We start from the raw sequence: 20,691 nt of genomic DNA on the forward strand, positions 1-20,691 counted from the left end.
TGCGTCGCCGTGCACATTCCGACCGCCGCAAGCGGTCATCGATAAGGTCAGATTACATGCGTACATTGAATGAATTACTCGATAGTGAAGACCCGGCGTTTCCGCTGATCAAACAATGGGCCAGCGAGGCCGACTTGCCGGTGGAATTGCTGCCGCCCGCGGCCGGCAGGGAGGATGTGCTGCTGAGCCTGCAGGTCACCACGCGTTCTCCCCTGGGGGCGATAGCCTATGAAACGGGGGGCATCCTGGTGGATGACGGCTGGCTGCGCATACTGGGGTCGGGACATGCCAGGCTGGGTAGGGATATCGCTGCCTGGAACAAAGGAAAGGCCGACGGTTTTCTGCTGGTCGCCGACGACGTGCTGGGCGGATTTTTTGCCATCAATGGCGGCGCACTCGGGGAGGACCAGGGCAATATGTATTACCTGGCTCCCGAGACGCTGGAGTGGGAAGCGCTGGAGATCGGCTTCACGACGTTTGTCCAATGGGCTTTTACCAGCCAGTTGCGGCAGTTTTACGGCCGCCAGCCTGGCGACGCGGAGGACTTTGACGAATTGCCCGAATTGCCCTTGCCCGGCGAGCTATGCCTGAATTTTTATCCATTTCTGTGGACGCAAGAGGGCTCGCTCAAGACCAGTTCGCGGCGCGTCATTGCCGTGGAAGAGCAGTGGGCGCTCAACCTTGATCTGCAACAAAAGTTGCTGGATGCGCCTGTGAGTGGGCGCTGAGGCAGCGTGCCGCGAATCGCCAGCATGGCCAATGGGGCCGGTGAAATGGCGTTTCAATCCCCCGATCCAGCAGTTTGTCGCAATGGCATGGGCGAGAAAATGGCAAGGCGATAGCATGTGATGGGTTTCCTCATGATGGGCTGCCCGCAAGCGAGTGTTCGGTGCTGACGGTAGCGCCGTCATCAACGGATGCTTCCCAATGACCTCGATCAGGATGACATACGCATGAAATTACCCCTTTCATATCTTCTTTCCACCTGCCTGCTGGGCGCCTTGGGCGTGATGGGTGGTGCGCAGGCGGCTCCCGCCGATGCGGAACTGCTGGCCCTGGTGCAGCGCCATGCGCAGGCCCAGAGCAGCTTCGATCAAGCCGCGTTGAAAGCCGTCACGGCCGAGAATTATGTGGAAATATCGCCGGTCGGCGAGGTGGACGGGCGTGAAAAAATGCTGTCCTTCTATGCGCCCGAGCAGAAGCGGCCGAGTCCGGAAGTCCAGGTCGATGAACCGGCGGTGCGCCTCTTTGGCAATACGGCGCTCATCTCGGCCCGGTTGTCCTACCGCGTCAATCAGGAAGGGGTTGCCCGCAACTTCGCCATGCGCGCAGGGTACGTCGCCCGGCTAGTCGACAAGCAATGGCTGCTCGTCAGCGCACAGTACACGGGCATCCGTCCGCCGAAAACCGCGAAATAACATTTGGTGGCCCTGGCCGCCGGCGTTGCCCGGCCAGACTACAGCCGCGCTTCATCGCCCCACACATGGCGCATGCTGAAGTGCACGCCCGCATCGTCTTCATGCAGCGACGAGACGATGGCGAACTGGCTGTCGCCCGTGTCGCGCGGCGTCATCTGCGCCAGCTGGGCGGCGGCCAGCGGCGCGCCCAGCGGGTCGCTGAGCGGATGCACGAGGGCGGCGCCCCGCTGCGTGACGACGCCCAGTTCGCCGCTGCGCAGGCGCACCAGGGTACCGGGCGGATACTTGCCCAGCAGATTGACGAACCGTTCCCCCAGCAGCGGATCGATGGGTACGCCCTGGTCGAGGAAGATGTGCTGCAGCGCCTGGTCGGGCACGATGGAGCGGCGGTAGTTGCGCGCCGAGACGCGCGCGCAATAGCGGTCCGCCAGACCGATCAGCTTGGCGTTTTGCAGGATTTCGTCGGCCGTACGCCCCTGCGGGTAGCCGCTGCCGTCGTCGTTTTCATGGTGCAGCAGCACGCAACTGAGCCATTCCTCGTCGTCGACGCCGGCGCAGCGCAACAGTTCCGTGCTTTCCTGCGGATGCTGGCGCACGATACGCATTTCTTCGTCGTTCAGGGGGCCGCGCCGGTCCTGGAAACTGTCGTGGTGGCGCAGCATGCCCACGTTCATCGTCAGCGCGGCCGCGCCGATCAATAAGAGTTCATCGTGGGACTTGTGCATGCTGCGGCCCACCAGCATGGCCAGCAAGGCCGTTTCGATGCAGTGGCGCACGGCGTAGCTGCCGGCGATCTGGTTGAGCAGGATGCTGGCCAGGGCGATGTCGGCATCGTGTTCGAGTGCGCGCAGTAGTTCGCGGGCGATGTCGCGCACGTCGCGCTCGGCATTGCTTTCGCTGCGCAAGGCCAGCAGCAGGCGCTCCAGGCGCTGCGCCGCTTCATTGAGCAAGCGCAACACGGACGGCTGCTCCGGCGTGCCCACGTACAGGCCCAATTGCATGAGCCGTCCCAGCTGCGCACCGTCCGTGATGATCTGCCCCTTGCGCAGTTGCGGGCCGGCGCTGTGGTCAGCCAGAAACAGATCCCAGGGCAGGGGTTCGCCGGGAACCAGGTCGGCCGGGCCGATGCGACGCTGTACCATGCTGTCATCCTTTACTCCGCCGTGGCGGAGAAATACTGTCGTTAAATGCTGCGCAGGCGCTCCAGCGCCAGGCGCAAGGTCTCGTCCTGCTTGGCAAAGCAGAAGCGCACGATGCCCGACTCCTTGCCCTGCGCGTAAAACGCGGAGACGGGAATGGCGGCCACCTTGATTTCCGCCGTCAGCCATTCGGCGAACTGCGCTTCAGTCTCTTGCGAAATGGCATCGTAGCGCACGCACTGGAAATACGTGCCGTCGGCCGGCAGCAGGGTAAAGCGGCTGCCCGCCAGGCCGTCGCGGAACAAATCGCGCTTGCGCTGGTAAAACGCGGGCAAGTCCAGGTAGGGCTGCGGGTCGGCCATGTAGCCGGCAATGCCGTGCTGCATGGGCGTGTTGACGGTAAACACGTTGTACTGGTGCACCTTGCGAAATTCCACCGTCAGGGCCGCGGGCGCCGCCACGTAGCCGACTTTCCAGCCCGTCACGTGATACGTCTTGCCGAAGCTGGACACGATGAAGCTGCGCGCCGCCAGTTCAGGGTGGCGCGAGAGCGAGGCGTGCGGCACGCCGTCGTACACCATGTGCTCGTAGACTTCGTCCGATAAAATCAGGATTTGCGTGCCGCGCACGATGTCGGCCAGCGCCGCCACGTCGGCCGGGCGCAAAATCGTGCCCGTCGGGTTATGCGGCGTATTGATGATGATCAAGCGCGTCTTGGGGCTGACGGCGGCAGCGAGCTTGTCCCACGGCACGCTGTAACCTTGTTCACCCACTTGCATGGCCACCAGCACGGGCACGCCGCCGGCCAGCGCGATGGCGGGCAGGTAGCTGTCGTAGGCCGGTTCGATGACGATGACTTCGTCGCCCGGATGCACGCAGCATAAAATCGCCGTGGTCAGTGCCTGTGTGGCGCCGGCCGTGACGGTGATTTCCGTGCCCGCATCGTAGGCGTGGCCGTACAGGCTGGCGATCTTCGCGGCAATCGCCTCGCGCAGGGGCGCAGCGCCCGTCATCATCGGGTACTGATTGTGGCCGGCGCGCATGGCGTCGCTGACCCGTTCGACCAGTGCCGGGTCGCAATCGAAGTCCGGAAAGCCCTGGCCCAGGTTGACGGCGCCATGCTGTGCCGCCAGGCTGGACATGCGGGTAAACACGGTGGTGCCCACCAGAGGCAAGCGGGTGGTCAGGGTGGGAGTCAGGTGGGGCAGGGACGGGCTGTTCATGAACGGTAGGGTCGCGGTGCGGAAAGTGGAATCGTTTCCCATTCTAGCGCAGCGCGCCCCGTCGCGTGCGGGGCTTTGGCGGCTCAGCCGGGCAATGCCCAGCCTTCCGGCACCATGATCTTGAACATGCCGGCCTTGGCCGTCTTGCGGGCCAGTTTCAGCAGCGCCTTGTCCTTGGTGATGAGGATGTCGGCGTTGGCGTCGCGCGCCAGTTCGAGGAATTTCTGGTCATCCTTGTCCGTGCAGACGGGCAGGCGCACGCCGGAGACGGGCGGCGCCACCACCGTGATGTGGGCGTCGAAGCGGGCGGCGGCGACGGCGCGGCTGGCTTCATCGAGCGGCAAATGCTTGTAATGCAGCACGACCAGATATTCCGCGCGGCAATCTTCGCGCGTGATGGCGTGCACGGCGCCGCTTTCCATGGCCGCCAGCAGGCCCGCCCAGCGCGGGTCGTTGAAGACGAACAGGTCGAGGCAAACGTTGGTGTCGAGGACGAGTTTTTGTGGAGCAGGTATCATGTCGGCAATTCTATTCTGTAGTGATAATTTATGTTGATCGTGCTTTCGCCCGCCAAGAGTCTCGACCTGGAGACGCCGCCAACAACCTCGTTGCATAGCACCCCCGATTTTCTCGACCATTCTGCCCAGCTCATAGCCCGCATGCGCCAGTTTTCGCCCGCCGAAGTGGGCAGCCTGATGGGCATTTCCGACGCCTTGTCCGCCCTCAACGTGGCCCGCTACGCGTCCTGGACGCCGCAGCTGGAGGACGCGCGCCAGGCCATCATGGCTTTCAATGGCGACGTGTATGCCGGTTTCGAGGCGCGCAGCCTGCAGCCGGCCCAGCTCGACTATGCCCAGTCGCGCGTGCGCATTTTATCTGGCCTGTACGGCTTGCTGCGCCCGCTGGACCTGATCCACCCGCACCGGCTGGAAATGGGCACGCGCCTGTCCACCACGCGCGGCAAGGATTTGTATGCGTTCTGGGGCGATACCATCACCAACGGCCTGAACCGCACAGCGAAGGAGCAGGGCGCGCAAGTGCTGGTCAATCTTGCTTCCGAAGAATATTTCAAATCCGTCAAGCCGCGCCAGCTGGACGTGCCCGTCATCGCGCCCGTGTTCGAGGACTGGAAGAACGGCAAATATAAAATCATCTCGTTCTACGCCAAGCGCGCGCGCGGCATGCTGGCCCGCTATGCGGCCGTCCACAATATCCGCGATCCGCAGCAGCTCAAGCAGTTCGACGTGGACGGCTACGGTTTCGTGCCGGAAGCGTCGAACGACACCAGCTGGGTGTTCCGGCGCAAGGTCGGCGAATAACCCTGAAGCAAATGCTGGGGTCGTACCTGACGGGGAAATGCGTCCCAGTGGGACGCATTCCGATCGCGCAGCGAACGACCCCGGTCCTTGCTTTTGGGGTTGACGCAAGAAAAAACCGGAGCAAGCTCCGGTTTTTTCATTTTACTGCCAGAATTTCCACCACTTGCGTTCCTTGTTCACCCCTTCCGGGCTGAGGAATGCCGTGTTCGGGTAGTTCTTGGTCAGCACGCGCAAGGTGTCGTCGCGCAGGTCGGTCAAGCCCAGCTTGTCATACGAGCGGTACATGATGAACAGCGCTTCTTCGATGGCGGGCGAGGCGGCAAAGTCCTTGACCGTCGTTTGCGCGCGGTTGGCGGCGGCCAGGTAGGCGCCGCGGCGGTAGTAATAGCGCGCCACGTGCACTTCGTATTTCGCCATGGCATCGATCAAATAGTTCATGCGGGCCAGCGAATCGGGCGCGTATTTGCTATTTGGGAACTTGTCGACCAGTTGCTTGAAGGCCGCAAACGCTTCGCGCGTGGCTTTCGGATCGCGCTCGGTCGGATCTTGCTCGTACAGGAAGTTCAGGAAGCTGATCTGGTCGTTAAAGCTGATCAGGCCCCGCAAGTAGTACATATAGTCTACATTGGCGTGGTTCGGATGCAACTTGATGAAGCGTTCGACGGCAGCCAATGCCTGCGCCTGATCTCCCGACTTATAATACGCGTAAGCGATCTCCATCTGCGCTTGCAGAGCATAGTTGCCGAAAGGATAGTTAGCCTCCAGCTTCTGGAACAGGCCGATTGCAGCTTCATAGTGCTGCCCGGCCATTTCTTCACGCGCCTCCGAGTATAATTTCGTAACGGACCAGTTTTTGGTCTCATCCACTTTTTCAGGCAACAAGCTGCAAGCGGACATGCCGAGCAGAACGACTGAAGCGACTACCAACGATAATTTTTTTTGCATGACGTTTTGCAAGAAGGTTTTAACCAAGATTTTACAATAGGCTGATTATAGCCGATGGGAATGCTGTGATATTAACTCCGAAGCCTAATTTGGCTGACCCCGCGTTTGACTCCCTTTCTGACCATGCCGCCGAAGAGGCGTTTGACGGCGATTTTGCCGCCGACGACGTCTTCGAGGAAATGGCCCCGATTACATTGGAACTGACGCCGGACGCCTGCGGCCACCGCCTCGATAAAGTCATCGCCCAGCTGGTGCCGCAATACTCGCGCAGCCGCTTGCAATTGTGGCTGGAAGCCGGTTTCGTGACCGTCGATGGAAAAGTTGCCAAACGCAACATGACCGCCTATGGCGACGAGAAGATCGTCATTCTGCCGCAAAGCGCGCCGGAAGACGAGGCTTTTAAGCCGGAAGCGATGGAATTGAACATCGTGCACGAAGATGAGCATATCATCGTCATCAACAAACCGGCCGGACTGGTCGTGCATCCGGGCCCCGGCAACTGGTCGGGCACCCTGCTCAACGGCTTGCTGCACCACTGCCCGCAACTGGCCGGCGTGCCGCGCGCCGGCATCGTGCACCGCCTGGACAAGGATACGAGCGGCCTGATGGTGGTCGGCAAGACCCTGGCTTCGCAAACGGACCTCGTGCGCCAGCTGCAGGCACGCACCGTCAAGCGCGAGTATTTCGCGCTCGTATGGGGCACGCCGAAAATGGCGGGCACCATCGATGCGTCGATCGCGCGCCACCCGCGCGACCGGGTCAAGATGGCCGTGTCGGAGAATTTCACCGCCAAGCCCGCCATCACGCACTATGAATTGATCGGCAGCGGCGAACTCGACCGCCGTCCCGTGAGCCTGATGCAATGTCGCCTGGAAACAGGACGCACGCACCAGATCCGCGTGCACATGCAGCATCTGGGCTTTGCGCTGGTCGGCGACTACGTGTACGGCAAGCAGCACCTGGTGTCCGTGTTCTCGCGCCAGGCCTTGCAGGCGCGCCGCCTGGGCCTCGTGCATCCGGGCACCCTGGAAGCGTGCGAATGGATCGTGCCGCTGGCCGATGATTTCGCGCAATTGATCGCCACGGCCGGCATTCCCGAGCCGGAACAGGTCTGATGACGTCGCCGTTGCCTTGCATTGTTCCCCATTGGCCCGGCTTGCCTGCGAACGTGGGCGCGCTGGCGACCGTGCGCGCGGGCGGCGTCAGCCAGGGGCCATATGGTGACGGGCAGGGCGGCGGCTTGAACCTGGGCACGCACGTGGGCGATGACCCTGATCATGTGGCCGCCAACCGCGCGCGGCTGGCAGCCATCCTGCCTGGCGAGCCGGCCTGGCTGTCGCAGGTGCATGGCGTGGCCGTTGCCGATGCTGGCAAGCTGGACGGCCACGTGCCCGACGCCGACGCCAGCATCGCCACGCAGGCGGGCGCCGTGTGCGTGGTAATGACGGCCGATTGCCTGCCCGTGCTGTTCAGTTCGACCGATGGCCTGGTCGTCGGCGCGGCCCACGCGGGCTGGCGCGGCCTGGCCAACGGCGTCTTGCAGCGCACGGTGGACAGCATGCGCGCGCAGGGCGCGACGGAGATCCTCGCCTGGCTGGGGCCAGCCATTGGTCCGCAGCAATTCGAAGTGGGGCAGGACGTGCTGCAGGCGTTCCGCGACGGCGCGCGCGATGACGTCGAGCGGCAAGTGTTGTCGGATGCGTTCGCCGCCATCGCAGGCAAGCCTGGCAAGTATCTGGCGAATATTTATGCGCTGGCGCGCACCATGCTGCTGCGCGATGGCGTGGCGCAAGTGGCGGGCGGGGAATATTGCACCGTCAGCGATGCGGCGCAGTTTTACTCGTACCGGCGCGACGGCGTCACGGGAAGACAGGCCAGTTTGATCTGGCGCAAATAATCTGCACGGCAGACACTTATGTGTCTGCCGTTTTTGTTTTATCGTCTGCTGAGGCGAGCGCGCGGGCGTTCCGTTCAGCGATACGCGCCGCCTTGCGTTTGCGTCGCCGCGAGCCCGTCAGATAGAATAGGATGGACAGCGGGATGACGCAGTACAGCACGAAGGTCATCACCCCGGCGACGATGGACGGTTCCGTCAGCGCCATGAGGCCGACGACATAGATCCAGGCAACAGCGGTCATGAGCATCATTGGTATTGGCAATTAGTAAGAGTTTGCATGCAGTTGATATTAAAGTTTTCTATTTTTCGACTACGTTTCGACGCCGCGCAAAACCGTAGCGAGCGGAAGGGAGAGGTGGCTAAGAAGCGCAACCGTACGAAGGTACGGTGAGCATCGCAGGCCGCCTATACCGACGCGCAGTAGGTTTTGTTCGGCGTCCCCAATTCTTGAATGGACTTATATAGCTATGAACATGCCCGATCCTCAAATGATGACCAAGGAATGGATGGCGCAGATCAGCAATCCTGAGCAGTGGAAGACGTGGTTCAACATGGTACCGCAGCCCCAGGGCAATCCGATTGCCGGCATTTTGCAGGATGCGGGCGCCAGCATCAAGCCGGAAGCGATCGAGCAACTGAAAAATGCCTACGTGGCCAAGCTGACGGGCTTGTGGGCTGACTTTATGGCTGGCAAGGCGCCGGAGTTGAAAGACCGCCGCTTTGCCGCGCCCGCCTGGCACGCCAGCCCCCTGTCGGCCTTCAATGCGGCCGCCTATCTGCTCAATGCGGAATTTCTCAGCGCCATGGCCGATGCCGTGGAAGCGACGCCGCACCAGAAGCAAAAGATTGCCTTTGCCGTGCAGCAAATCGTCGACGCCATGTCGCCCGCCAACTTTCTGGCCACCAATCCCGATGCCCAGCAAACCCTGATCGAGACCAAGGGCGAAAGCCTGGCCAAGGGCTTGAGCAATATGCTGGCCGACATGCAGAAGGGCCGCATCTCGCAATCGGACGAATCGGCCTTCGAAGTGGGCCGCAACGTGGCCACCACGCCGGGCACGGTGGTGTTTGAAAACGCCTTGTTCCAGCTGATCCAGTACACGCCAAGCACCCCCACGGTACACCAGCGGCCCCTGCTGATGGTGCCGCCGTGCATCAATAAATTCTATATCCTTGACTTGCAGCCGGAAAACTCGCTCGTGCGCTATGCGGTGGAGCAGGGCAATACCGTGTTCCTGATGTCCTGGCGCAATCCGGACATGAGCATGCAGCATCTGACGTGGGACGATTACGTGGAGCAGGGCGTGATCGAAGCCATCCGGGTGACGCAGGACATTTCCGGCCAGGACAAGCTCAATATGTTCGGCTTTTGCGTGGGCGGCACCATCGTTTCGACGGCGCTGGCCGTGCTCAAGGCGCGCGGCGAGAATCCGGCCGCCAGCCTGACCCTGCTGACCACCTTCCTCGACTTTTGCGACGCGGGCGCGCTCGACGTCTTCATCGACGAGCCGCAAGTGGCGCTGCGCGAGCAAACCCTGGCCAAGGGAGGCCTGATGTCGGGCCGCGACCTGGGCAGCACTTTCTCGAGCCTGCGGCCGAACGACCTCGTGTGGAACTACGTGCAGTCGAATTACCTGAAGGGCAAGGAGCCGCCCGCGTTCGACTTGCTGTACTGGAATGGCGACGGCACGGGCTTGCCGGGCCCCATGTTCTGCTGGTATCTGCGCAACACCTACCTGGAAAACAGCCTGAAAGTGCCGGGCAAGCTGACGGTGGCCGGGGAAAAAGTCGACCTGAGCAGCATCGATGCGCCCGCTTTCATCTACGGTTCGCGCGAAGACCATATCGTGCCCTGGGGCGCGGCCTACGCCAGCACGGCCTTGCTGAACCCGAAAAAGCCGAAAGCCAACCGTTTCATCCTCGGCGCCTCGGGCCACATCGCCGGCGTGATCAATCCGGCGTCGAAGAAAAAACGCAGCTACTGGAGCAACGACGCAGGCAAAGGCGCCCGCACGGCGAAAGCCAAACCCTTGAGCGCCGAGCAATGGATGGAAGGCGCGACCGAGCACGTGGGCAGCTGGTGGCCCGAATGGGCGGCCTTCCTGGCCGAACACGGCGGCGCCCAGGTGAAGGCGCCAGCCAAGCCGGGCAACAAGCGCCACGCGGCAATCGAGCCGGCGCCGGGGCGGTATGTTAAAGTCAGGGCAGATTAATTCACAAAGCGATTTGCCAGGCAAGGCCGGCGTAATCTCCGGTCTTGTCAATAATCTACTTTTAGTTGCGTTGCAATAAATGCGGGAATCTACTACCCTGATGTGCAATGGAGCCGTTTTCCACTCTATAATGGAAAACGTAGGCAGGTGCGAAAGCGGACCCACGTTCGCTTTTTTTTCGGATTAACTCAGTATGCGCTGCGGCGCAATAAGTGGAACTTGTGATGAGTAGTGCAAAAAAAAGTATAGACCGCCTGATTAAAAAATATCCCAACCGCCGTCTGTACGACACGCAAACCAGTTCCTACATCACCTTGACGGACGTCAAGCAGCTGGTGTTGGACAATGAAGTGTTTACCGTCGTCGATGCCAAATCCAATGAAGATTTGACGCGCAGCATCTTGCTGCAAATCATTTTGGAAGAGGAAGCGAACGGCGCGCCCATGTTCTCGAGCAGCGTGTTGTCGCAGATCATCCGCTACTATGGCCACGCCATGCAGGGCATGATGGGATCCTACCTGGAAAAGAACGTGCAAGCGTTCACCGATATCCAGCACAAATTCACGGGCACGTCGGCCGGCAGTTTCGAAGGCAAGCCTTTCAGCCCGGAAATGTGGACCCAGTTCATGAATGTCCAGGGTCCGATGATGCAAGGCATGATGAACAACTACATCGACCAGAGCAAGAGCCTGTTCGTGCAGATGCAGGAACAGATGCAGAGCCAGAGCAAGAATCTGTTCGGCACGTTCCCGTTTGTTCCGCCGGTGCCTCCAACGGACAAAAAGTAGGCCGCAACCGATGCGGATCACGCAACGGCACAGGAATTCCTGTGCCGTTGTGCTTTGCGGGTGTCTTGCCGCCGGCTGCCGATGCTGAATGCTATTGCTTCAGTTGTTGCAAGGTGGAAAGTAGATCCTGGTTTGAATGCTCGAGTTTCCATTTCCTGGCATTGTCCATGGAGCTGTAAATGCTGACGTTACCCTTGAAATCTTCCTGGATGCTGAGAGCGAGGCCGGAGGGGAAAATCAATGGTGCGTGGCGCAGTGTGTATGGCGCATACGGCCCCCAGGTTTTGCCTTCGTCGCTGCTGACCAGCAGTGCGCCCTCGTTATACATGCCGGCCTCCATCAGCAATCTGCCGTCATTGAGGGGCGCCACGGGCGACATCAGGACTTTGAATGGCGACACGATAGTCGTCCAGTTCTGGCCCCGATCCCGTGAAACATAGGCGTCGGGAAATCTTCCTGCCAGGCCGGCCGCTACCAGGACGCTTTCTGTGCCATTGGCTTGATGGGTAAATTCCGTCAGGTTTTTCTTGTGCGGACTAAAGCGTTCGGTCAACTTGCCCGTGCGGTAATCGAACTCGCCGATCAAGCCGCTTTCCAGCGCATAGCCGATCCGACCCGCGTCTTGCCAGGTCCAGAACAAGCCTGGGCCGTGCAGCCACGATCCGGGCACGGTGGTATGGTACACAGATCGCCAGTCGCCAGCGTCCAGTTGATTCGCATGAAAAATGTTTAACTCATCTCCCTTGCGATGCATCACGTACCAGCCATCGTTGGAGTTGCCACCGATGCGCAGCAGGTTGCCGGGCGGCAGGTTGCCTGCATCGATAGGAAGCAGCTTGTCACTGTCACGCGCTTTGCGTAGCAGGGAGCCGGATTCGCCTACCGCGATCAACTCGGCATTGGGCAGGTCCACAGGAAAGACGCAAGACAGCGACTCCACCGATGGCGCATTGATGATCTTCCATTGACCTTGCGTCGAGCGCATCAGGACAGCGCCCATGCGGCTGGCGGCAGCCACCCGGCCATCGGGCATTTCGGTGACGCACTCGGCCCCGGCCGGGTGGGCGCGAGCAAATTGCTCGACATCGTCCCGCGCGTGGCGTGGGGTGCTCCAGCCAAGGCTGGCAGCGGCGCCAAACATGGCGCTGTAGTCGGGGGCAAAGCGCCGGATCAATTCCGCATTGGATGCTACCTGTGCACTGCGGCCGTACTGCACGCCGAAATTGCCGCGTGTCACAATCAGTCGGCCCAGATCCGCCGATTTGCCCGCTTCGATCTTGAAGCTTCCCACGATGGTCGAATACACACGCAAGAGCTTGTTGGCCCGGGTGTCGATCAACTCGATGAATTCATACTCGCCAGGCGGTAGTGCGCCAATGAACAGGGAAGTATCGCCTGCCATCGCGCTCTCGACTTTTTTCATCACCAGGTTTTCGGACACCAGCTTGAAATCACTGCGCTGCTCACCCGCCACCACGCGGCGCAGCTTGATCGTGTTGAAACCGTAAATGTCCTTGGTGTTCGACGTGATGCTGAGCACCACCGGGCTATCTCCCGATTGCGCGCTCATTTTCAGTGGATCGACCACCGAGGTGTTGACGGCGCAGCCGCTCAGCAGCAATACGCTCAGACCGCAAGCCGCGACAGCCGAGCGTCGCGCTTTCAGATTGGAAAAGGAAAAAGACATGGGATTGATTTAGTTTTTTAAAAAACAATTATATGTCAGTCATTAGTTTCTTTGTGGCATTATTTTTTAATTTCTTGATACCGGTGATGCGGGGCGGGATCTGATTCGCGCACTGCCATGACGGCAGTGGCCGGAACAAAGTTGCGGTTGTAGCGTTGCAGATGCGCCAGCAAAAGGAACCCGCGCTGACAGCAAGGGGCGGCTCGGGGTACAATAGCCGATTCGCCTCACCATTTTCTCGCTGCCAACTATGTCTGAAATTCACCGTATTCCCGTTCCTTCCGCCCAGCCCGAGGCCATGCTGGCCATGCCAGGTACGGCGCCGAAAGTGGGCTTTGTCTCGCTCGGCTGCCCGAAAGCGCTGGTCGACTCCGAACAAATCCTGACCCAGCTGCGCGCCGAAGGCTACGAAACGGCGAAATCCTACGCTGGCGCCGATCTGGTGATCGTCAATACCTGCGGTTTTATCGATGCCGCCGTGCAAGAGTCGCTCGACGCCATCGGCGAAGCGCTGGCTGAAAACGGCAAGGTCATCGTCACCGGTTGCCTGGGCGCCAAGAAAGACGCTGCCGGCGACGACATCATCATGAAGGTGCACCCGAAAGTGCTGTCCGTCACGGGGCCGCACGCGCTGGCCGAAGTGATGGATTCCGTCCATTTCCACTTGCCGAAACCGCATGCACCGTTCCTCGACCTGGTGCCGCCGCAAGGCGTCAAGCTGACGCCGAAGCACTATGCGTATTTGAAAATTTCCGAAGGCTGCAACCACCGTTGCAGCTTCTGCATCATCCCGTCCATGCGCGGCGACCTCGTCTCGCGCCCGATCGGCGAACTGATGATCGAAGCGGAAAACCTGTTCAAGGCCGGCGTCAAGGAATTGCTGGTCATTTCGCAAGACACCTCGGCGTATGGCGTGGACGTGAAATTCCGCTCCGGCTTCTGGAATGGCCGTCCCGTCAAGACGCACATGACGCAGCTGACGGAAGCGCTGGGCGAGCTGGCCAAGACCTACGGCGCCTGGGTGCGCCTGCACTATGTGTACCCGTACCCGCACGTGGACCAGATCATCCCGATGATGAGCGGCGGCCACATCCTGCCTTACCTCGATATTCCGATGCAGCATGCGCATCCTGACGTGTTGAAACGCATGAAGCGCCCGGCCAGCGGCGAGAAAAACCTCGATCGCATCCAGGCCTGGCGCGCCATCAACCCGGACCTGACGATCCGTTCGACCTTCATCGCCGGTTTCCCTGGCGAAACGGAAGCGGAATTCGAGTATCTGCTCGACTTCCTCAAGGAAGCGCAGATCGACCGCCTCGGCTGCTTCGCCTATTCGCCCGTCGAAGGCGCGACGGCCAACGAAATCGCCAATCCCGTGCCGGAAGAGCTGCGCGAAGAGCGCCGCGGCCGCGTGATGCTGCTGCAGGAAGAAATTTCCAAGAAGCGCCTGCAAGCCAAGGTCGGCAAGACCGTGCGCGTGCTCATCGATGAAGTCACCCGCTCCGGCGGCGTGGGCCGTTCGTCCGCCGACGCGCCGGAAATCGACGGCGTCGTGTATGTGAAGCCGCCGTTCGAGCCGCACCGCAAGCTGGCCGTGGGCCAGTTCGTTGACGTAAAAATTACTTCCGCGGACGCGCACGACCTGTGGGGCGCCGCCGAGTAAGCAGGTGTAACAACAGTACGGCAGGCAAGGGCATAAGCCCTTACAATCAAGGCGGATCAGCACAGGCTGATCCGCCTTTTTTTATTCCTGACGCCATGACCACACCCAAATCTCCGCAAACCGCGCTGATCCACAGCGATTACCAGGCGCCGCAAGGCTTTGCCGCGTTTCCCAACGCCATCCATCACGCATCGACCGTGCTGTTCAAGGACGTGGCGGCCATGCGCTCGGGCGACTGGAAAGAGAAGAACGCCTATACCTACGGCTTGCACGGCACGCCGACCACGTTCACCCTGGAAGCGCGGCTGGCCGAGATCGAAGGGGGCACGCACTGCCTGCTGGCGCCGTCGGGACTGGCGGCCATCGCCATGGCGGACTTTGCCTTGCTGAAGACGGGCGACGACGTGCTATTGCCGGAAAATATCTACAACCCGAACCGCGAACTGGGACGCTGGCTGGCGCAGGATTTCGGCATCACGGCCCGTTATTACGATCCGCTCATCGGCGCCGGGATCGCGGCCTTGATCCAGGAAAATACCAAGCTCATCTGGACGGAAGCACCGGGCTCCGTGACGATGGAAGTGCCGGACTTGCCCGCCATCTGCGCGGCCGCCCACGCGCGCGGCGTGCTGGTGGCTTTGGACAACACCTGGTCGGCGGGCCTGGCCCTGCGCGGCTTCGACCTGGGCGTGGACATCATCATGCAGGCGCTGACGAAATACCAGTCGGGCGGTTCCGACGTGCTGATGGGCGCCCTGATCACGCGCGAGCGGGCGCTGCACGACCGCCTGGCGCAGGCGCACATGCGTCTGGGCATGGGCGTGGGGGCGGACGACGCCTACCTGGTGCTGCGCGGCTTGCCGACGATGAAGCTGCGCTTCGACGCCCACGATGCGGGCGCGCGCACGGTGGCCGCCTGGCTCAAGAGCCGGCCGGAGATCGCCACGGTGCTGCATCCGGCTTTCGCCGATTGCCCGGGCCACGCCATCTGGCAGCGCGATTTCACGGGCGCGGGCGGCCTGTTTTCCGTGCTGTTCGATGCCCGCTACACGGAGGCGCAGACGGACCGTTTCGTCGATGCCTTGCAGTTGTTCAAGATTGGCTACAGCTGGGGCGGTGCGAACAGCCTGGTGATGCCGTACCGCATCGCCGCCATGCGCAAGGGCTGGCAGTTGCCGGGCCAGTTGGTGCGCCTGAATGTGGGGCTGGAAGATCCGCAGGATCTGATCGCCGATATCGAACGGGCGTTCGCGGCGATGTAGCGGTATGGGGCAAGCATGTGGGCTTGCCCGCAAGCGCCTACATGGGCACGGGTTTGTTGTTGTTCAGGTCGAGGAAGCCGCGCAGCAGGCGGTAGGCTTTCCACAGCCAGGCCACGCCCCACACGATGATGGCCAGCGGAATGCCGATCAGCGTGATCCACAGGATGGCGCCGACGACGATCCAGGCCGCATACCACCAGAAGGAACGGATCATCCAGCTGTGATGGCTGTACACGAAGGTCCCGGCCGCCTCGTCCCGCTTCACATAATTGATGATGAGCGGAATGAAGGAAAACGCGCCCAGCGAAAACACGAAGCTGGCGCCATGTATCAGGTACAACCACCAGGCCAGGTTTTTGGTCTGCTGGAGTTGGGTATCCAAAATAATATCTTGTGACATGAAAGCTCCCGTCGTTGCGCAATTTTTAATTGTAACAAGCAAAGCGGCGAGGCAGCGCAGTCCATGGAAAAAGGCAGAGTACATTGTTGAAGCGAAATCAATATTCCACCCTGGCCGCGCGCGCCGGGTCCTGGCTGCGGCGCGCCGTGCCGGCCTTGCTGCTGTGGGCCACTGTCGCCCATGCCGCCGTTCCTGCCCTCGAGGCGGAATTTGCCGCCGGCTTGAAGGAAGAGGGACTGGCGGGCGCCGTCTGGAGCGAAGTTTTGCCCGACGGCACAGTCAAAGTCGGCGCGTCCGGCCTGCGCGACGCCGCCAGGCAAGTACCGATGCAGGCCGATACGCGCATGCAGGTGGGCTCAGTGGGCAAGGTGGCGCTGGCGCTGGGCGTCTTGCGCCTGATCAGCGAAGACAAGCTCACGCTCGACACGCCCCTGCAGCAAGTGCTGCCCGAACTGGCGCTGAGAAATCCGTGGCTGGCCAGCGATCCTGTGCGCATCCGCCACCTGCTGGCGCATACGTCCGGTCTCGATAATGTGCGCTTCTGGCAGGCCTTCAGCCTGCAACCGGCGCCGGACACGCCGTTGGCCGCCGCTTTTGACTGCGGCGGCAATCTGCTGCGCGTGCGCACGCGGCCCGGCAGCCGCTACGCCTACTCGAATATGGGCTATGGCTTGCTGGGCATGGTGATCGAGCGAGTCACGGGCCAGCCGTATGAACGCTACCTCGATGCGCAGCTGCTGCAGCCGCTGGGCATGGGGGACAGCACGTTTGGCTTTGTCAGCCAGGCAGGCGCGCAGGCTGATCCGCGCCTGGCCATGGGTTATTTCGAGCATGGCGTGGCGCAGCCGGCCGTGCCCCAGTACCTGCGTCCTGCCGCGCAATTTACCACCACGGCGGCCGACATGGGCAAGCTGGCGCAGTTCCTGATGGGCGACGGCAAGCTGCAGGGTACGCAGTTCATCGACCTGGCCCTGATGGGCGCCTTGTCCGAACCGGCCGGCACGGATGCGGCGCAGGCGGGCCTGGCGACGGGCCACGGTCTGGCGCTGGCCGTGCGCGACCGCCACAATGTCGTGGGCGCCTGCCACCCTGGCACGGCCGTGGGTTTCCGCGCCATGCTGTGCATCTATCCGGAGCAGGACAGCGCCTTCTTCGTGGCCTTCAACACGGATGCGGAGCGGGCCGACTATGAACGCTTCAACCGCCTGCTGCTGCGCGACCTGGAACTGCCCCTGCGTGCGCCGGCCCCGCAGGGCACGCCCGCACCCACGGTGGAAAACTGGCAGGGCGTCTACGTGCCGTCGCCCAGCGCCATGGCCAGCATGGCCTGGGTCGATGCCGTCTTCGGCTTTACGCGCCTCAAATGGGATGGCGAATCGCTGTTCCTGATCCCGTTCCAGGGCGAGCCGAAGGAGCTGGAACCGGTGGGCGGCTTGCTGTTCCGCGCCAGCGACCGCAGCACGCCATCGCATGTGCTGATGCAGGAAGATGGCAAGCATGTGCTCAGCGACGGTTTGCGCAGCTATGAGCGCGCGTCGATGCTGCGCATGCTGGTGCTGTGGGGCAGCCTGGCCCTGGGGGCTGCCGGCTTGCTGTACGTGCTGGTGGTGGGCGTCTGGCGCGCCGCGCTGCGCAGCCTGGGACGGGGCGACCATCTGTTCGCGCCCCTGTTGTCGCTGCTGGCGCTGCTCTTGCCGCTGCCGTTTTTCTATTTCCAGTCCTATCTGCGCCTGGGCGACGTCACCGTGGCCAGCGTGCTGCTGACATTGGCGACGGGCGCGCTGCCGCTGGCCACGGCATTCGGCCTGGCCCGCTGCTGGCGCAGCCGCGGTACGGCGGCCGAGGCGGGCTCATGGGCGAAATGGGATTGGGTGGCCTTGCTGGCGGCCTTGCAACTGCTGCTGGTGCTGGCCTGGTGGGGCTTGCTGCCGCTGCGGCTGTGGCAGATGTAGGCGGTCAGGTCCAGGCGGCCAGCAGCCGGCGCCACCAGGGTTGCGCTGGCGTGGACCTGCTGCCGTGCGCGGCCCGCTTGGCGCGATAGCTGGCCGCCGCCATCTGCAGGCCGACGCGGTCCATCGCCGCCATCGCGTCCGCTTCCTGCGGCGACAAACCGTGCAGCAAGGCTTGCGCTCGCGGCGCGAGCAGGAAGGCGGCACGTACGGCGTCGTCCGTGTACAGCCTGGCCAGATAGGTTTCCAGTGCGGGAGAGCTCATGCGCCGCGCCCCGCGCGCAAGGCCGCGCGCGCCAGCTCCAGCTGGCCCAGCACATGCCCGAACGACGGGTAATTGCCGTCGCGTTCGACGATCACCGTCAACGGTTGCGGTGCATGGCGCGCCAGCAGGGTCAATAAAGCGAAGACTTCAGGCGGCACGTCGTGCAGGTGGTCGTCCAGCAGACGCTGGCCGCCGCCCGGCGCAGCTATCCAGTGGCCGCCACTCAGGTGCACGGCGCCGACCCTGTCCAGCGGCAGGCGCAGCAGCAGTTGTTCCGGCTGCTCGCCAATATTGACGGCGTTCGCAAACAGGTTGTGCAGGTCGAGCAGCAGCGGCACTTGCGCGCCGTGGATAATCTGCGCCACCCACTCGGCTTCGTCCATGGTGCTGGCCGGCGGGGCGACGAGGGTGGCGATGTTTTCCATCAGCGGCGTGCTGCCGACGATGCGCGTGGCCAGCGCGATATTGGCGACGGCACCGGCGGCGCTGTGCGGCGTGCGCGGCGGCGCCGCCAGGTGGCCGATTTCCACGCCGCCGGCGCGCACAAAGCTCAGGTGTTCGGACCACGATTCCGCCTGCACCTCCTTCATCAGGCGCGCCATCGCCTGCAGCCGGCGCGGGTCGGCGGGTATCGTCGAGGCCAGCCCCATGCCCACGCCGTGCAGGCTGACGGGCACCTGGCGCGCCAGGCGGCGCAGGGCGGCGATGCCGGCGCGCGGGGCATGGTAATAATCGTCGGCGATCACTTCCAGCACGTCGATCCGCGCCAGGTGGGACAGGATGCCGGCGGCCAGTTCGCCGCGCCAGCCCAGGCCGACGCGGTCGCGCGCGCTTGCCTGGCTAACTGCCACAGCCGCCGCCACCGCCGCACCCGCCGCAGCCGCTGCCGCCGCCATCACCGCCGCCGTCACCGCCCGATGAAGAGCCGCCCGAGTCGCCCGTGCCGCCGGACGACGAGTCGCCGCCCGAACTGTGCCGGGGCGCCGGGTACAGCTCGGCGACATATGCGTACACGGACAAGGGCAGGGCGCCGATGCCGAAGATGGCGGCCAGCAGTGCCATGTCCGCGCTGCTGCTGCCTGCCTGCAGGCGCGCCGAGCGCATGTTCAGGCGGCCAAACAGCATGCGCAAGTCGGTCAGCAGCCGCTGCGCGCTCCAGCTGGTCGCCTGGGTACGCAGGCCGCGCAGCATGAGGAGAAAAATCGCCAGCAGGACTGCCAGGAACAGCAGGTTGTAGTGCTGGCGGCTGATGGCGATGACGGCCTTGACGCCGGCCACCGTCACCAGCAGCCAGTGCGCGGCCCAGGTGATGCGTTCGCGCCGGCGCAGCAGCGGCGGGCCGACCAGCAATTCCTGCTGCGTCAAGGTCTCCTGGTAGGCGCGGCACGATGGCAGCATCCCGGCCTGCACGGCGAGTTCCTTGCTATGGCCCTGGCGGCCCAGGTACAGCCGCAGCACGTCGCGTTCGATGTCGTGGCTGGCGAAGCGCAGGCTGTCGGCGCTGGCCGTTTCCAGCAGCGGGCCATCGGCGCGCAGCAAGCCGCGGTCGACCAGCACGATGGCGGCGATCTTCACGGCTTCGAGGGCGCCGCCGCGCAAGAAGGCGATGCGGTAGGGATCGTCGGCGAGTGTCAGCTGGGCGTGCGGATTGCGCAATTCCTGGCGGATCAGCAGCTCGCGCACGCCGTAGTACACGAGCAGGCCGAAGATCAGATAGGCCAGCAGGAACCACGGTCCGCTCCAGTCAAAGGGATTGAGACCGTTCACCGCATCTGCTCCGCGTGCTCGCGCAGGCGTTCGGTCATCGTCATCAGGCTGGTGAAGGCGGGCAGGGCTTGCCCCGGCGCCAGGCGCGCCGTTTCGCGCGCCGCCGACATCGCTTGCAAGGCTGCGTGCAGCGACGGTTCGCCCAGCTGGTCGACAAACGCTTCGAGCGCCTGCTTGCCGGACAGCGCAGACTTGCCCTCCAGCTGCGCCAGCGAGGCGGCGGCCGAGCGCAAGGGACCGGCGGCGTCGGCGATGGCGCCGGCCAGCTGTTCTTCATTCAGGCTCAATAGCATATAGCGTTCGCGCATGCGCACCTGCTGGTTCAGCAGCACTTGCCGCAGCCGGCGCAGCACGGCATCGCGGCTCGTGTGCAGGCTGGCGAAAGGATCATTGCCCAGCAGGACGCGGTGGCGCGCGATGATGTCGGCGAACTTGACGGCGAAGGCGTCGGCAGCCTGCGTCAATTCGCTTTCGAGCAGGAACATCACCTGCAAGTCGATGGCGGCGTGCGCCAGGCGCAAGGGAGCGCGCAGCGCATCGGCCGCCTGCGGCGTAAAGCGCTTGAGCAGCAACAGCAGGTTGACGTCGGACGTGGCGCGCAACTGGCCGTCGGCGGCCGAGCCAAACAGCACGGCGGCGGCCAGGTCGGCGCCGAAGGCCGTTTGCGCGGCGGCGACGAACACATCCAGGTGGCGTTGTATTTCTTCTGGCAGCGGTGGCGGCATGCGGTGTTCTTTCACGGTGGGCGGGCGGGGT

21 protein-coding genes are annotated in these 20,691 nt (G+C 62.9%); 10 read left to right on the plus strand and 11 right to left on the minus strand.

Annotation, left to right across the window (positions count from 1 at the left end):
• Positions 1-56: 56 nt before the first annotated feature.
• Together OX462_RS11300 and OX462_RS11305 are read left to right on the plus strand one after the other, a co-directional pair.
• Positions 57-728 (plus strand): DUF2625 family protein, encoded by a 672-nt coding sequence (locus tag OX462_RS11300; protein WP_409028431.1) that lies wholly within the window; start codon positions 57-59, stop codon positions 726-728.
• Between the two features lie 225 nt (positions 729-953).
• Positions 954-1,418, plus strand: coding sequence for a nuclear transport factor 2 family protein (locus OX462_RS11305; protein ID WP_176741204.1), 465 nt, complete (start codon positions 954-956; stop codon positions 1,416-1,418).
• Positions 1,419-1,456: 38 nt separating this feature from the next.
• Here OX462_RS11305 and OX462_RS11310 read toward each other — a convergent pair whose 3' ends face one another.
• The 3 genes from OX462_RS11310 to OX462_RS11320 form a co-directional block, all read right to left on the minus strand.
• Positions 1,457-2,560, minus strand: a complete 1,104-nt coding sequence (locus tag OX462_RS11310) for an HD-GYP domain-containing protein (RefSeq protein WP_070220233.1) — start codon at positions 2,558-2,560, stop codon at positions 1,457-1,459.
• 41 nt (positions 2,561-2,601) lie between these two features.
• Complete coding sequence (locus OX462_RS11315) at positions 2,602-3,780, minus strand: pyridoxal phosphate-dependent aminotransferase (protein ID WP_409028432.1); 1,179 nt, start codon at positions 3,778-3,780, stop codon at positions 2,602-2,604.
• Between the two features lie 83 nt (positions 3,781-3,863).
• On the minus strand, positions 3,864-4,298 hold the full coding sequence (locus OX462_RS11320; RefSeq protein WP_034755336.1) for a putative toxin-antitoxin system toxin component, PIN family: 435 nt from the start codon (positions 4,296-4,298) through the stop codon (positions 3,864-3,866).
• Between the two features lie 30 nt (positions 4,299-4,328).
• On the opposite strand from OX462_RS11320, the gene yaaA reads away from it, so the two are divergent.
• Positions 4,329-5,099 carry a peroxide stress protein YaaA gene (yaaA, locus tag OX462_RS11325; protein ID WP_070220229.1) on the plus strand — a complete coding sequence of 257 codons (771 nt, stop codon included), beginning with the start codon at positions 4,329-4,331 and terminating at the stop codon, positions 5,097-5,099.
• A gap of 141 nt (positions 5,100-5,240) precedes the next feature.
• On the opposite strand, the gene OX462_RS11330 is transcribed toward yaaA, so the two are convergent.
• Entirely contained in the window at positions 5,241-6,044 is an 804-nt protein-coding gene (locus OX462_RS11330) for an outer membrane protein assembly factor BamD (RefSeq protein ID WP_070220227.1), read from the minus strand.
• Between the two features lie 89 nt (positions 6,045-6,133).
• Here OX462_RS11330 and OX462_RS11335 point away from each other — a divergent pair, with 89 nt between their 5' ends.
• A complete protein-coding gene (locus tag OX462_RS11335) occupies positions 6,134-7,159 on the plus strand; it encodes an RluA family pseudouridine synthase (RefSeq protein WP_034781141.1) in 1,026 nt (341 codons plus the stop codon).
• Positions 7,159-7,941, plus strand: coding sequence for a peptidoglycan editing factor PgeF (gene pgeF, locus OX462_RS11340; RefSeq protein WP_409028433.1), 783 nt, complete (start codon positions 7,159-7,161; stop codon positions 7,939-7,941). Before OX462_RS11335 ends, pgeF begins: the two co-directional genes overlap by 1 nt.
• 16 nt (positions 7,942-7,957) lie before the next feature.
• Here the strand turns inward: pgeF and OX462_RS11345 are convergent, their stop codons facing one another.
• A complete protein-coding gene (locus tag OX462_RS11345; RefSeq protein WP_409028434.1) occupies positions 7,958-8,191 on the minus strand; it encodes a hypothetical protein in 234 nt (77 codons plus the stop codon).
• A gap of 217 nt (positions 8,192-8,408) precedes the next feature.
• On the opposite strand from OX462_RS11345, the gene phaC reads away from it, so the two are divergent.
• Both phaC and phaR read left to right on the plus strand, forming a co-directional pair.
• Entirely contained in the window at positions 8,409-10,154 is a 1,746-nt protein-coding gene (gene phaC / locus OX462_RS11350) for a class I poly(R)-hydroxyalkanoic acid synthase (RefSeq protein WP_070291543.1), read from the plus strand.
• Positions 10,155-10,378: 224 nt separating this feature from the next.
• Positions 10,379-10,942 carry a polyhydroxyalkanoate synthesis repressor PhaR gene (phaR, locus tag OX462_RS11355; protein WP_010399000.1) on the plus strand — a complete coding sequence of 188 codons (564 nt, stop codon included), beginning with the start codon at positions 10,379-10,381 and terminating at the stop codon, positions 10,940-10,942.
• A gap of 91 nt (positions 10,943-11,033) precedes the next feature.
• Here phaR and OX462_RS11360 read toward each other — a convergent pair whose 3' ends face one another.
• The gene (locus OX462_RS11360) at positions 11,034-12,629 is read right to left on the minus strand and encodes a hypothetical protein (protein ID WP_409028435.1); all 1,596 of its coding nucleotides are present in this window, start codon (positions 12,627-12,629) and stop codon (positions 11,034-11,036) included.
• Positions 12,630-12,936: 307 nt separating this feature from the next.
• On the opposite strand from OX462_RS11360, the gene rimO reads away from it, so the two are divergent.
• Both rimO and OX462_RS11370 read left to right on the plus strand, forming a co-directional pair.
• On the plus strand, positions 12,937-14,292 hold the full coding sequence (gene rimO / locus OX462_RS11365) for a 30S ribosomal protein S12 methylthiotransferase RimO (RefSeq protein WP_409028743.1): 1,356 nt from the start codon (positions 12,937-12,939) through the stop codon (positions 14,290-14,292).
• A 95-nt stretch (positions 14,293-14,387) separates the two neighbouring features.
• Positions 14,388-15,554, plus strand: a complete 1,167-nt coding sequence (locus OX462_RS11370; protein ID WP_070291546.1) for a cystathionine beta-lyase — start codon at positions 14,388-14,390, stop codon at positions 15,552-15,554.
• A 37-nt stretch (positions 15,555-15,591) separates the two neighbouring features.
• On the opposite strand, the gene OX462_RS11375 is transcribed toward OX462_RS11370, so the two are convergent.
• Positions 15,592-15,954: a DUF4870 family protein gene (locus tag OX462_RS11375; protein WP_070220215.1), complete on the minus strand. Its 363-nt coding sequence runs from the start codon at positions 15,952-15,954 to the stop codon at positions 15,592-15,594.
• Positions 15,955-16,040: 86 nt separating this feature from the next.
• Here OX462_RS11375 and OX462_RS11380 point away from each other — a divergent pair, with 86 nt between their 5' ends.
• The gene (locus OX462_RS11380; RefSeq protein ID WP_409028436.1) at positions 16,041-17,906 is read left to right on the plus strand and encodes a serine hydrolase domain-containing protein; all 1,866 of its coding nucleotides are present in this window, start codon (positions 16,041-16,043) and stop codon (positions 17,904-17,906) included.
• A 4-nt stretch (positions 17,907-17,910) separates the two neighbouring features.
• On the opposite strand, the gene OX462_RS11385 is transcribed toward OX462_RS11380, so the two are convergent.
• Genes OX462_RS11385 through OX462_RS11400 form a run of 4 tightly spaced genes read right to left on the minus strand, consistent with a single transcriptional unit; the run spans position 17,911 to position 20,660 of the window.
• Positions 17,911-18,168: a hypothetical protein gene (locus OX462_RS11385; RefSeq protein ID WP_070220210.1), complete on the minus strand. Its 258-nt coding sequence runs from the start codon at positions 18,166-18,168 to the stop codon at positions 17,911-17,913.
• Positions 18,165-19,019: an MbnB/TglH/ChrH family RiPP precursor modification enzyme gene (locus OX462_RS11390; RefSeq protein WP_070300331.1), complete on the minus strand. Its 855-nt coding sequence runs from the start codon at positions 19,017-19,019 to the stop codon at positions 18,165-18,167. The genes OX462_RS11385 and OX462_RS11390 overlap by 4 nt, the downstream gene beginning before the upstream one ends.
• Positions 19,009-19,935 (minus strand): TIGR04222 domain-containing membrane protein, encoded by a 927-nt coding sequence (locus OX462_RS11395; protein WP_070291551.1) that lies wholly within the window; start codon positions 19,933-19,935, stop codon positions 19,009-19,011. The genes OX462_RS11390 and OX462_RS11395 overlap by 11 nt, the downstream gene beginning before the upstream one ends.
• Positions 19,932-20,660 carry a nucleotidyltransferase domain-containing protein gene (locus OX462_RS11400; RefSeq protein ID WP_139143150.1) on the minus strand — a complete coding sequence of 243 codons (729 nt, stop codon included), beginning with the start codon at positions 20,658-20,660 and terminating at the stop codon, positions 19,932-19,934. The genes OX462_RS11395 and OX462_RS11400 overlap by 4 nt, the downstream gene beginning before the upstream one ends.
• Between the last annotated feature and the right edge of the window lie 31 nt (positions 20,661-20,691).

This window comes from Janthinobacterium aestuarii (assembly GCF_046113285.1).
GTDB lineage: Bacteria > Pseudomonadota > Gammaproteobacteria > Burkholderiales > Burkholderiaceae_D > Janthinobacterium.